The organism is Bacillus basilensis (genome assembly GCF_050630465.1).
Lineage (GTDB): Bacteria > Bacillota > Bacilli > Bacillales > Bacillaceae_G > Bacillus_A > Bacillus_A basilensis.
This window is the reverse complement of record NZ_JBNTQO010000015.1, coordinates 91299-104843: the sequence shown is the minus strand read 5'-3', so window position 1 is coordinate 104843 and position 13545 is coordinate 91299. Positions and strand designations below refer to the sequence as shown.

At 33.3% G+C, this 13545-nt stretch carries 14 protein-coding genes; 1 reads left to right on the top strand and 13 read right to left on the bottom strand.

Features of this window, described 5'->3' with window-relative positions; all coding sequences use genetic code 11:
• Positions 1-184 precede the first annotated feature (184 nt).
• On the top strand, positions 185-1564 hold the full coding sequence (locus ACQVV1_RS22785; protein WP_242252792.1) for a catalase: 1380 nt from the start codon (positions 185-187) through the stop codon (positions 1562-1564).
• Positions 1565-1689: 125 nt separating this feature from the next.
• Here the strand turns inward: ACQVV1_RS22785 and ACQVV1_RS22780 are convergent, their stop codons facing one another.
• From ACQVV1_RS22780 to ACQVV1_RS22720, 13 genes are all read right to left on the bottom strand, one after another.
• Positions 1690-2217, bottom strand: a complete 528-nt coding sequence (locus ACQVV1_RS22780) for a hypothetical protein (RefSeq protein ID WP_242252790.1) — start codon at positions 2215-2217, stop codon at positions 1690-1692.
• Between the two features lie 113 nt (positions 2218-2330).
• Positions 2331-4085 (bottom strand): adenine deaminase C-terminal domain-containing protein, encoded by a 1755-nt coding sequence (locus ACQVV1_RS22775; RefSeq protein ID WP_309258980.1) that lies wholly within the window; start codon positions 4083-4085, stop codon positions 2331-2333.
• 368 nt (positions 4086-4453) lie between these two features.
• A complete protein-coding gene (locus ACQVV1_RS22770) occupies positions 4454-5620 on the bottom strand; it encodes a serine hydrolase domain-containing protein (RefSeq protein ID WP_309258981.1) in 1167 nt (388 codons plus the stop codon).
• 302 nt (positions 5621-5922) lie between these two features.
• Positions 5923-6429 (bottom strand): DUF3902 family protein, encoded by a 507-nt coding sequence (locus ACQVV1_RS22765; protein ID WP_431169547.1) that lies wholly within the window; start codon positions 6427-6429, stop codon positions 5923-5925.
• Between the two features lie 183 nt (positions 6430-6612).
• The gene (locus ACQVV1_RS22760) at positions 6613-7344 is read right to left on the bottom strand and encodes a signal peptidase II (RefSeq protein WP_431169545.1); all 732 of its coding nucleotides are present in this window, start codon (positions 7342-7344) and stop codon (positions 6613-6615) included.
• Positions 7345-7359: 15 nt separating this feature from the next.
• Positions 7360-8469 (bottom strand): DUF58 domain-containing protein, encoded by a 1110-nt coding sequence (locus tag ACQVV1_RS22755; RefSeq protein ID WP_309258985.1) that lies wholly within the window; start codon positions 8467-8469, stop codon positions 7360-7362.
• Positions 8466-9398, bottom strand: coding sequence for an AAA family ATPase (locus ACQVV1_RS22750; protein ID WP_309258986.1), 933 nt, complete (start codon positions 9396-9398; stop codon positions 8466-8468). Before ACQVV1_RS22750 ends, ACQVV1_RS22755 begins: the two co-directional genes overlap by 4 nt.
• A 209-nt stretch (positions 9399-9607) precedes the next feature.
• Positions 9608-10216 carry an immunity protein Imm33 domain-containing protein gene (locus ACQVV1_RS22745; protein ID WP_309258987.1) on the bottom strand — a complete coding sequence of 203 codons (609 nt, stop codon included), beginning with the start codon at positions 10214-10216 and terminating at the stop codon, positions 9608-9610.
• 377 nt (positions 10217-10593) lie between these two features.
• On the bottom strand, positions 10594-10980 hold the full coding sequence (locus ACQVV1_RS22740) for a hypothetical protein (RefSeq protein ID WP_309258988.1): 387 nt from the start codon (positions 10978-10980) through the stop codon (positions 10594-10596).
• Between the two features lie 177 nt (positions 10981-11157).
• Positions 11158-11685: an SMI1/KNR4 family protein gene (locus tag ACQVV1_RS22735; protein ID WP_431169544.1), complete on the bottom strand. Its 528-nt coding sequence runs from the start codon at positions 11683-11685 to the stop codon at positions 11158-11160.
• A 283-nt stretch (positions 11686-11968) separates the two neighbouring features.
• Complete coding sequence (locus tag ACQVV1_RS22730) at positions 11969-12262, bottom strand: putative quinol monooxygenase (RefSeq protein ID WP_242252784.1); 294 nt, start codon at positions 12260-12262, stop codon at positions 11969-11971.
• Between the two features lie 46 nt (positions 12263-12308).
• Positions 12309-12947, bottom strand: a complete 639-nt coding sequence (locus tag ACQVV1_RS22725) for a nitroreductase family protein (RefSeq protein WP_087953270.1) — start codon at positions 12945-12947, stop codon at positions 12309-12311.
• An 18-nt stretch (positions 12948-12965) separates the two neighbouring features.
• Complete coding sequence (locus tag ACQVV1_RS22720) at positions 12966-13394, bottom strand: MarR family winged helix-turn-helix transcriptional regulator (protein ID WP_212957160.1); 429 nt, start codon at positions 13392-13394, stop codon at positions 12966-12968.
• Between the last annotated feature and the right edge of the window lie 151 nt (positions 13395-13545).

The window sequence follows — 13545 nt, the reverse complement described above, 5'->3', positions numbered from 1 at the left end:
TTAAAAGTAATTTTCTTCCCGATATTCATTTTTCCATAATTTCTTCTATTTCAACAGGTCCACTACATGCGTGTTTTTTTCATCTAGCGGTCTTTTACTATTTTGAACTCTGCCTGTCATACATAATCAAGTCTATAAAATCATATTTAGTAACAATGGACAAAAAGATTTGGAGGCTATATTGATGGATGAAAACTATGATAAACAGAGGCAATCTTTACTAGGGAAAGACTTTAATGATAATGGAAAACGTAATGAACAAGCTATATTTCACTCTCAAACAGTTGGTTCACGTGGACCTGTTTTAGAGCAAGATAGTGTGCTTCACGAGGCATTACAAGAATTTATTCACGAAAAAATTTTAGAAAGACCTGTTCACGCAAAGGGTTTTGGTGCATTCGGTTATTTTCAAACGATCTATCCAATGTCTGAACATACTAAACTAAGTTTTCTACAACATTCTAATGAGAAAGTTCCTGTTATGGTGCGGTTTTCATTAGCTGTTAGTACGAAAGGAACACCTGATACTGCTAGAAATGTACGCGGTTTTTCTACAAAATTTTATACAAAAGAAGGTATTTTCGATCTATTATGTAATCACATTCCTGTCTTTTCTGTTCACGATCCGATGCGTTTCCCTGAAACAATTCAAGCGTTGTCACCTTCACCTAAAAATAACTTAATAGACCCTAATAGATTTTGGAATTTTGTCGCTAGAGCACCCGAAGCGATTCATTTCGTTGTCCGTCTGTACTCTGATGCTGGTACAGCCAAAAGTCTTCGCCGCATCCCAGGACATAGTGTAAATACATATGTTTGGAGAAATACTGAAGGTAAGCGAAAGTATGTAAAGTATCATTGGTATCCATTTGAAGGTGTACAATTCATTACTAGTGAGGAAGCAAATAAACTGGCTGCCGAAAACCCTGATTATAGCGGGAAAGATTTATATAATACAATTGAAAATGGTAAGCCAGTAGAATATGGTTTATACGTCCAACTCATGGACCCGAAAGATGAAGCACATCTTTCTTTCGATCCTTTAGATGATACAAAAATATGGGATGAAAAAGCGTATCCTCTCATACCAGTCGGCAAAATGGTATTAAATAAAAACCCTGAAAATTATATGGAACAAGTAGAAAAAGTCGCTTTCTCCCCTTCTAATTTACTGGACGGTGCAGAACTATCAGATGATAAAATGCTGCAAGGACGTGCTAACATTTATAGTGATTCCCAAAGAAGAAGAATTGGTCCTGAATTTCGTAAATTAGCAATTAACCAACAGCAAGATTGGACACCCGTTAATCAAATAACAAGCAGTGACGGAAGGTACGTTGAAGGTAAACTTGAAAGGACTTCTATAACGAAACAAGATGACTTTACACAAGCTGGTGAATTTTATACGAATTTACAACCAATAGAAAAAGAACATCTTGCTGAAAACTTAGCTAGTGACTTAAAGATTATTTCCGATGATATTAGAAAGATAGTTTTAGGGTATTTTCATACAGTGTCTGATGATTTGGTGAAAAAGATTGAAAGTGCAATGCAAAAGCTTTAAAAATAAATAAAAACGTCATTTTAATCATTAAAAATGACGTTTTTTTATGGCGAAATTACTAGGGGTTTCTATCGCTTCATTTACAACGATTAATGAAATTTTTCTCCTTCAAAGTTTCCTTTATTTCATTTTATATTATGGTACTCATTTCTCTTTTTCATATAATCTTTTTCACATTGCAACGGCTTGAATTTCACTTTTTTCCCTTTCTTCTTTTTCGTTTTTATAACGAGCCATTCCCCTTTTTCAACATCTAGTTTTAGACGTTTCATTACATTGATATTATCTTTTTCTTTATAAAGTAAAAATGCTTCTTGCGCACTCACAAATAAGCTAGGCTGCTCGCTAAATCCACCACTATCATAAATTTTAGTTAGCGAATTATAATAAGAATCATTTTCCCTTCCACCATACATCAAATGGGCAGCCTCCAAGTTTCTTTTACTAACTTCCCAAAAACTATGTTCATCAATATTTAAATTAAATGTGTTTTTAATGTCCTGCATTATATTCTTCACATGCTTTTCATCTCGAATTTTTCTTTCTTCAATACAATCCGAAGATAATTCCGGTGCATCAGATTGGGAATGCACAACGTGTTGTATTGATACACACAGAATAAATATGCTTAAAATGTATAATATTTTTTTCATATTTACATATCACCTCAAATGATTTATATACTATATCATTTGAGGCTTACAATATTCTTATGCTAGAAATGAGAAAGATCCTATAAAATAAATCTTTTATAGGATCTTTCCATCTAATATTGCTTTATCAAATTCACCGGCGAAGCAATTACCTTACTACTTTTCACATCATATAACCCTATCGGTGTTACCCGTATAAATGGCAAGTGCGTCGCAGAAAAGAATAAAATTGTAAATGCTGGATCGTTATATGCGTAACCTCGCTCTTGCAGTAAGTTCACCATCTTTTTCTCTTTCTGTATTAACTCTCTCATTTTTAATTCAGACATAATCCCGAGTAATGGTAATCTAATTTCATGTAACACTTCATTTTTTTCAGCGATTACAATCCCGCCGCCGAGCTCTTTTACTCTATGAAAAGCAGTAAGCATATCATCTTTGCTCTTACCAACAAGAATGATGTCACCTGTACCGGAATAAGAGCTAGCAAGGCCCCTTAATTCTTTCGCAAAACCTTTCACAACTGTATTCAATCGCCAACTGCCATCACGAGCAATCATCATAAGGAAACATTCATCATGATTTATGGACAATTCATCACAGTCTAAGTCGATTTCACTAACGTATGGTTTTGTTATAACGTTATTTAATAAGTGTATACCCGTATTATTAGAGAAAATCATATCCTCTTTTTCTATGGACCAATCTAATGTTAATGAAGTTACTTTACATTCATTCCAGTCTATATGTAATGATTTATGTGTATTTACACCGGCACGCTTCACCCATTGCCCCTTTGCAATTACGCTCGTTGGTACCGGGTTTTCTTTACTTTCTAAAATATTGATATTAGCAATTCTACCTGTCGCAATCGAACCATGTAAGTGCTCCATGTTATAATAACGAGCAATATTATAACTTGCCATATGATAAGCATCTATTACCGGCACCCCTTGTTTTATCGCGGTAGAAATCATAATGTTTGTCATTCCATTTTCATAAAATGAAGGATGTGAACCATCTGTAGTAAGCATGAATCTATCAAACTGCTTAACACCTAATTCCAGCAATTCCTTCAATAAAACTTCTAAATCTGGGCGTATGGAAGAATTCCTAAGAGAAACAATGTAACCTTGCATAAGACGAGTTAACGCTTCCTGCCCTGTCATCGCTTCATGATCGCAATCCGTACCTAACAGTTTTAATTTCGCTAAAGTTGCTTCAGATGCTCCTGGGAAATGTCCTTCCACTTTTTTCTGTAATCGTTTTGTTTCCTGCACCCAATCTAACATTTCATCATCGCCATGTAATAACTTTGGCCATGCTGTTAGCTCACCGCCTTGCAGAACTGCTTCATGTTTCAGCCATTCTATTATTTCTTTACTATTAAATAAAGATTCACCGTTTTGCAGTTCAGTTTGTCCATCAAAACGGCACCACCAATACATACTAGCTGGAACCTTTGTAAATTCATCTAATAAATGAAATGATTCTTCACGCTTTAATGTGAAAAATAAAGTTAAATTATCATTAATAAAAGTTGTTGTCCCAAATTGCATCGCATGATTTGCTAATGTCTCTGGATTATACAACTGATACGGATGTGCATGTGGTTCTATGTAACTAGGAACTACATACTTTCCATCACAATTAATGACTTCACATTCATGTAGTTGCGCTGGCAGCTTTTCTCCTACATATATAATACGGTCATCATAGATCCAAATATTTGCTTGCATCCATTCACGCATATAGGAGTTTAAGTATGTTGCATTCTTTAATAATTTGTGTGGGCTTTTTGTACCATCTATTATTTCAACATGTTCTCGTAATTGTTCGTTACTCCATCTAAACTGATTTTGTCCCAATGTATTTCACTCCAAATCAATTTACTTTTATTTATTAAAACAAAAATAATTAACAAACTGAAGTATTATCCATTCATAACTCCCCTGTATAGCCGCTATATCTTTCATTATATGAAATAATCGAAAAAATAACAATTTTACAAACATAAAACATACCTCTTTGATCTGCAATAAAAAAGATGTCATGCAACTGACATCCTTTTTATTTTTATGCTAAACTATAAGATTGAATCGCACTTGTATCGTATTTATGTTCTACATATACTTGATGCCATCGCCTGAATGTTAATACTGTCCTTATTTGTTAAATTTAAAAAACATATCTTTTATTTACAACTATAGCAAATTCCCATTCACTTTCTTTTCATCTATTTATTAAATTCAACTTGCATCATTTTATCAAACTGTGTAAGAATATCAACCTGACCTAAAGAGTTAACATTAACAGCAAATGTATGCTTGCCTCCAATTACTCCACCAGCAAAAGTCATAAACCCAGGAATTGATCCTCCGTGACCCCAAACTGAGACACCATTTGGAAGTTTAGTCTCATAGATTCCAAGACCATATCCATCACCAACCCCTTTTCCTTCTACAGGAACTGTAGTAAGCATTTCTTTTAGCTCTCGTTCCTTCAGTAACTTACCACTGAGTAAAAATGAAAAGAATTTATTTAAATCATCTGCATTAGATATCATGTCTCCAGCTGCATTAGCTAAACTCGGATTATAATCCGTAATGTCTTTCAATTCGCTCGTTTCTTCGATTTTCACATACCCACGAGCATGATTCTTTCCTGGGATGACGGGTGAATTTCCTGGTAAAAACGTATTTGACAAGTCCAAAGGTTCAATTATTCGCTTTTCAATTTCTTCCGCATAACTATTACCAGTTATTTTTTCAATTAGCATTCCCAATATTACATATCCTGTGTTTGAATACAACCAATCTTTACCCGGCGAGAAATCTGGAGGCAGAGAAAGGCCTATTTTCACTATTTCTTCTGCTGTATACGTTTTTTTCGAATTCATTATGTCAGCGTCTTTTGACTTTAAATATTCAGCTATACCACTCGTATGATTCAAAAGTTGTCGTATCGTAATTTGATTTCCATCATACCCATTTCCTTGTATAAGACCCGGCAGCCACTTTTCAATTGGATCGTCAAGTTGTACGCGATTTTCTCCTACTAATTGAAGAACAGTCGTGGCGGTAAAAGTTTTCGTCACACTACCAATCCGAAAGCGATAATCCGATTTCACCGGTTTCTTTGTATTTAAATCCGCCACACCAGCAGTATAACTATTAATTTTCCCTTTATTAGACGTCTTAGCTAATACCCCTGGCGCCCCAATTTGTATTGTTTCCTGCATTACTTGTTTCCATCCATTCCGATTCTTTTGATCATGTACTTGTGACGAATTAGAAATACTTTGAGTAGAATCTGCTTTCACAGTAAAACCAGGTGTAAATAGAGTAGTACCCGCTAATAAAACTGTCAAACTCGCTAACTTCATTGAATTACATTTTTTCATAAGGTTTTCTCTCCCCTATTCATATCGTATTGATTCAAGCTATACTTTTATCCTATATGATAAAACTCTCTTTTTTCTTATCCATTCCTTACGAAATACTTACGTTCAAATTTTGTTGCGCTAAGCTGAGAAAGAATTATGTATGAAAATAAAAAGGGCATAAAAAATAAGGACAGTCCCTTAACTGCCCTATTTTTATTTCACCTTGTCTTAATTATTTTAAAATGAATAAAAAAAGAACATGTTTTCACTTTTATGTAAACACGTTCTTTTTTATTTAAGTAACTAATCTATATTCACCTTTACCATCCTGCACTAGCGTTCATACCATTTCCGATAATAGAAAGTAATAGTGGCCATAATACTGGTCCTAACGTAAGTAGTAGATTTAGAAGTATAAGCATTCTATATCCAACGGTGAAATTGTGATTTTTACGATTAACATATACGAGACTGACTAATGATATTATGGTCGTTAAAAATAATACTAACATTACCAACCAATACCACACCATTAAACTGAGACTCCATGGTGTTAATAGCTCGTGTATGATACAAAATGAGATTCCTAATACAGCAAAACTAAAGCTAGTCACCGCTGTTTTTATAAGCCATTTACTTATTTTTTTATCGTATGTATTTTTACAATATAAATCTATTAAAGTAAATAAAGATAAATATGCCATTACTACGCCTATCCAAGACAATAACCAGTCTCCATCCCCTTTGAATAATAAGAACAGCAACCACCACATACCTACTGCAGAAAAAACAAAGGAAATAAGTATGCTTTTTAATACCGATTTCATTACATTTTCACACCCTTAAAAACTTAAAAATTAATTATAATTTATAAAAATTAAGTATAGGTTAACACGTAATGAAGTATAAGTAAATAAAGTTAATTTCGTTTCCCTATTTGAAGACGGTTTCATATAAGAAAATAATTCATGTTAATCAAATTTCCGTATAAAAAAAGAAAAGGTGGATATTTATGTATCCACCTTCCCATCTCCCTCTACCCACTTCATTATTTTTTCCACATCTAACTCCGTATACGTCTTTTCACCATAACGAACAGACTCATATAACGAAGTAATATTTCTCGTTCTACTAATTCTTTTTAACCATTGTTGCATCGTTTCATAGGACCTTCTCTTTTCATGAAATGGTAATGTGCTTTCCCATTCAACTAACGTTTTTCTTATCGTATCTGTCGGTAACGGCTGTTCTAACTGATGAATGACTTTCTTGTTATTTTCGGTTCTTACCGTATTTTCTTTTGTTACCGATTTTTTCTCCTGTTCTATTTCTGGTTTCATTAACTTTTTCCTAACGGATTTATAAAGAAAATATATAATTACCCCTACAATAACTACATAAAAAACTATACTAATCCATGAATTTGAAAGTACAGAAAATACGTGTTCCCATGAACTTTCTTTTTCAAAACCTTTAAATTTTTCACCCGTTGTCGTTCTCTCCCCATTATCTCCTACTTTTTTCTCTTCTAAAGGTGTTCCATAACCTTCAGTATCACCGTAGTTTATAGTTTCCTTATAATTTTTTTCAGATTTCTTTTCACTAAAAAAACGTTCTTTTACTATGCCTTGTACATGCACAACACCTTGTGATAACGTTATCGCACTAACCGTAAAGAAAAGTAGCATTAAAACTCTAACACTCCACAATTTCACTTTCATATGCCGCGCTTTATTAACCATGACATAAGCCCCTTCTTATTCTTTAATTACAATCCATTTATTCGTTCGACTATATTTCTTTGGTGAAGTACCAAGAATTAAAGGAACTGCATCCAGTTCCTTACGACGAAAACCTGCTGTGTAAAAATAAGAAGAAGATACAGGCGTATCCTGATCCGATATTGAAGCAAGTACCTTTAATATATTTTGCAAATGTTTCCGATTATCCCCGTTTTTTATATGTAGCAAACCGTTATCTTTTACACTATTGATCCATACTTCAAATGAACAGTTTTGCATAAGAAGTTGTTTGCATATGCCTGCTGTTAATTCAATTAATTCTTCTATATCATTTCGCAAAGAAACACCACTTTTATTTTGCAAATTGAGATAAATTGCATATTTATCTGATTGTGTTCGCTCGTACTTTTTCGCGGTTATCGACCCTGTTTTCGCTGTTGCACTCCAGTGGATGGAACGAAAATCTTCATTTCCATAAGACTTTACTCCCATTACTTTCGTTTCATCATATAAGGGTGAAGACATCGCTTTTCGAAATCCTCGTGACCATTCTTGTAATTCAGGAACTTGTATTTTCGGAACAGCTGGTAAGACTAAATAGGAGGGCGTATCAACTTGTTTATATGTTATATGGTTCGTTATGAATCCAAAGAGATCAGTAATAACAATTTCAACTTCTTCCCATTTCACAATTCCTCTTTTTAACGCTACAGCTTGTAAATCAAATGAAACTGACTCTCTTCCTTTTAAATTAAAATTCATATAATAATTTGAACCTGTACTATAATTTTTATTTATTTCATCATGATTCCAAGTTAGCTTATTTTCACATTTAAATCGAAATACGATATTAAGAATAGGAAATACCGACTTGTTTGAAATTTTAATTTTGCACATATTCGTTTCACCTATAAAAACATTCGAATTTCCTTGACTGTATTCCCATTCAACACGAGATACTTTACGTATGTAAACATGCATAGCACCTATTAAAATTACATACAAAAATACGAAAGATAAAAACAATAGATTACTTGAAAACATACATAAAATAACGGCTACAACTGACATAACTCCCATTACGAAAGGCTCCGCTAAAGGTGTATACACAAGCTGTTGATTCATCGTACATTCTCCACTGGCACACTAATCGTATGAAGAATTTCTTTCATGATTTGTTCTTTTGTCGTTTTCATCTCTCCTTCAATCGTTAAAGTTAAACGATGAGCACAAATGGATGCAGCGAGTTGCTTTATATCATCTGGCGTACAGTAATCTCTTTCATTCAATATAGCCCGTGCTTGAATCGCTCTCATAAATGCCAACGTCCCCCGTGGACTTACACCAATTTCAATTAGCTCATGCTTACGCGTTGCCTCAATAATTTCAAGAAGATAATCTTGCACATCATTTCCCACTAACACTTCTCTTGCACGTTTTTGCATCATAATAATTTCTTCAGTTGAAATAATTGATTGTAACGTTTCTAACGGATCATTCATTTGAAACCGATTCATCATTTCCTTTTCCGCTTCTCTCGTAGGATAACCTTGGCGAATCGTAAGTAAAAATCGGTCTAATTGAGCATCAGGTAAAGGAAATGTACCAGCAGATTCAAGAGGATTTTGCGTTGCAATTACTAAAAAAGGTTCTGGTAATGAATGCGTCTGTTTCGCAATCGTAACAGTACGTTCTTCCATAACTTCAAGTAACGAAGATTGTGTTCTCGGTACAGCTCGATTAATTTCATCCACTAATACTATATTTGCAAAAATAGGTCCTAACCTCGTTTTAAAATCCGATTCCTTTATATTAAAATATTCAAGACCAATAACATCTCCAGGCAAAGTATCCGCTGTAAATTGTATTCTTTGAAATTTAGCGTCCACGCTTTTCGCTAAACTTTTCGCTAATGTTGTTTTTCCTGTCCCCGGTACATCTTCTAATAAAATATGTCCTTTTGCTATAAGAGCTATGGCTGCAAGTTCGATTGATTCATCTTTTCCTATAATAACTTTCGAAATATTATTAGTGATTTTCTTTAATGTGTTCATATATTTCCCTCCCACCTTTATTCGTTCTGAAAATTAAGAATTATTTTTTCCGAATTATAGCATATAATTCAAAGATGAAATAGAGCAAAAAGGAAACTTATATTTTTTCTTCACTACACGTAAAAAAGCACCTATTATCGTCCGTTGACAATGAAGTGCTTAACTCACGTAATTTTCATATTGGGCATTTGACACCTTACATACATTTACTATCTTTCTATTTCACTCCAAATATCAACATCACATTCATTTAAAATCGCTTTAATTTTATCCTTCTCAAAAACTACTAAATAATCATACGGTAAGGCTAGTACTTGAATAAGTGCAGGTTTCATTTTTAATAATTCGTAGGCGTATATGGTTTCCAATTCACCTGATTCTTCTTCCTCATTGATAGGCCCTATATACCAACCAGAAGAACCTTCACCATAACCACTAGATCTTTGTAAATAAACCTCGTCTTGTTGTAACACATTTTTAGCTATCACAATCTTATCGTTAAATTTAATTAATTCCCCCTCAATATTTAATCGACGTAAGCAATGCGCTTGCTCTAATTGTACCCATAAAGTAATCGTTAAATCTTCTGACATATCCTTAAAAGGGTTTTTAGTATAATCTGGGGTAATAATTTGATAACAATCTTCATATTTACATAAACTAAAAATAGACCATCCAACTTGAATTGAAAATCCATCTACTAATTTATCTTCTACCTTAGTTAACAAATTAAATAAGGTTTCTACATGAAAACGTAAAGGTTCTTCTACTTTTGCTTTTACATTTTTATTACCTATATTTTTAATCATTGTTTTCAAATAAACGTTCCCCGCTTCTATTGAATTTCTTCACTCAATCTCTATTCCTCCACTCACCTTAAATAGACCTAGTGGCAGGATAACTTTCACTATTAATACCAATAAAATTCCTAATATTAAAACTCTTCTCCCCATGCTTCTTTTTGCATCTATTAACCCTTGTGATAATACGATTTTTTTAGTGCAGAACAAATTTTTATATTTTTAAAATTTTCCAATACCAACTCTTTGTTTAGGTCTAACGATTTGACCAGCAATTCCGTGTGTCACCTCAATTTTATCAAATAAAAAAACATTCTTTTACAACAATTAAGGCTTCAATAAAGCATAATATTTTTCAAACAAAGATTTAATATGATTTCGCCTATTTCTCATACTTACAAATTTATATCATACAAAATGAGTTTCTGAGAACTTATCTCAACAAATGTTCCTTTCGGATATGGTACTCCCTCAATATCGAGAGTAAATATACTTTGGCCAATTTTAAAACCACAACATCCATGCTCAAAAAATGTTTCCACTTCACAAACTATAATTGTGGAATTTCTATTATTTTTAATACAGTATTGCTTTTTGCCCGACTTATTAACATCTTTTCTCCACACTACTACATCTCGTATTTCTAGCTCGACATAATATTCTCGACCTTCTATTGGAGTTTTTCCATTCCAACTAGCTTTTCCACAACCAAACGCGGAAGAAAAGCTTACTACATTCTGGTCATTATATATTCCTTCATTTTTTATAATTTTAATTTTCACAGATTTCACCTCTGAATTGGAACTTTAACAAAACTCTTTATTAGCTCGTAATCTCATATTTCTTCATGTTAATGATGTATTTGTTGTACCCCACATTACTCAGTGATATTGGCTGCTCTCCATTCCTTAAAACAGTAGTATGTATTTGACGATTTTCATGCTAACTTCTCCGTTCTACTAATGTATATAATCTTTTAAAGCCAATATTTCTTCTCTATTGTAATCAACCATTGCCAAGAAATACTCGTCAAAATTCTTAAACCTATCTATTTCTTCTCCTGCAAACCAAATGATTTCACCTGGTCTAGATGAATTTGGTAAACATAAAACAAATAAGTCCTTATCAAATTCAGAGACTGCTATTGGTAATAACTCCTGCCTTACAACGCCAATTTCTTTTAAAACATCGTCATCAATAACTGTTAATAACATTTGAGCGTACTCCATTATAGTTGATTGCTTCAGTTGTTCTATACCAAATAAGTCCACAGTTTGATAAAAGCCTTTCCAACCATTGGCATATTTTAGAAAATCTCTATATTTTAAATCAAGTTTATAACCCCATTCTTTTTCAAAAGCATACACATACTCTTCACTGGCTCCTACTTCAGGAAAGTGATGTGGCCATATTTGCTCGATATCTTGCTTCATTAACTCTTGCTTCACTAAAACTAAAGTTGTTATCCTATCTTTCCAGTTAATCACCTTTTAGTCCTCCACTATAAATTTAAATCCAGTAGATTTACCTATTAGTTATCTATTAGCCCGTACTTCAAAATTCAACCAACTATGAGGATTCAGTTTTCCATCTAAGTTGTATTAAACGTAAGACAAATTTCTTTGTCATAATTATTTATTTTATCATTAATTTCTATTACAAAAGATAAGAAAACCATCATTGTTCCAACATAACTATGTCGAGAATAGATTCCACTTATACAAAAAAGATGACCCCAGCAACACGCTAAAGTCATCTTTTTCTATCTCATTATTTTACTAACTCTCCATTATAAACTTTTATGTCAAGAGGAGCAGTTAAAAATTGTGGTGCTTTGCTAACGAAAGATGTGAAGTGTTCACTCGTATTATGACTCGCAACTGCTGCTTCATCTTTCCATACTTCTACCATCGTATAAACACTTTCTTTTTCTGTATCTTTATATAAATCATAAGACACATTTCCACTTTCTTCTCTTGAACCATGAAGTAGTGGCTGAATTTGTTCTAAAAATGATTGTTGTTTCGCTGGATCTACTTGAAATATTGCGTGAATAATAATCATGGTGTTTCCCCTCTCATCTTTCACTTATTTAAGTTCTTTTATAAAATTATTTCCACTCTGCAACTTTTTCAATTGGAAGACGTACTGATTGGTAACCACTGTCAGCAGCTTTTCCAATTGAAATTAACATTACTGGTACGTGACGTTCTTTATCTAGTCCGAAAGCTTCTGCGATTTGATCTTTCTCAAAACCACCAATTGGGCAAGTGTCATAGCCGTGAGCACGAGCTGCTAGCATAAATTGCATTGCTACAAGACCACCGTCAATTAGTACTGTATCTTTCATTACTTCTGGTGTAACCATTGAGAAATAAGCTGAAAGTTTTTTCATTTGATCTTCTTTTACTTCTGCTGGCATAAGTCCACGCTCTACTGCTGTACCGTAAATTTCTTCTGCGTTATCAAAGTTGTTTAAATCACCAAATACAGCGATCATTGCTGAAGATGTTTCTACTTGAGATTGATTGAATTTCGCAAGTGGTGCAAGTGTTGCTTTCGCTTCGTCACTTTCAATCACAAGGAATCTCCATGGTTGCATGTTTACTGATGATGGTGCAAGTGTTGCTTCTGTAAGAATTTCTGTCATTTCTTCTTTGCTAATTTTCACTGAAGGATCGTACTTACGGATTGAACGGCGTCCTGTTAAAATTTCGTTAAAATCATTTGTTTTTACTGAGTTAGTCATAGTTGTATTCTCCCTTTTTTATAATTCTTTTATGTTTTGTTGAATGCGGTCTAACATCGTTAAAAGATTGTCGCGTTCTTCTTCACTTAATCCTTTAAATGCTGAAGTAGCGAAACGCTCTTTTTCCTCTTGATATACTTGAATTTTATTTCGCCCCTCTTCTGTAAGAGAAACTAACGTAATTCTGTTATCTTCTGGATTTTTACGTCGTGTAATCATTCCGTTTGCTTCCAGCTGTTTTAAATGCCTCGTAATCGCAGCATTATCAATATTCACTTCTTGCTGAAGTGCTTTTTGACTAATTTCACCTACTTCATATAACTGAAGTATAAGCTCTAATCGAGACTGGCTCATACCCGTACACCCTTCAAATTTCGAACTTACTTCTTTATTTAGAAAGTGTAATTTATATAAAATAATCGCTTCTTTTGAGCATGAACTCGTCAAATTACCTCCTCCTTTACATCCAATTCAAAAACGTTTGATGTATCAATAGTTGATATGTCAATTAATATAATCTATATCGATTTAGAATGCAAGCTTTTTGTTTTCATTTTTATTTTTCCAAATTAAGGCGCTTTGTAGCGTTACAAAAAAT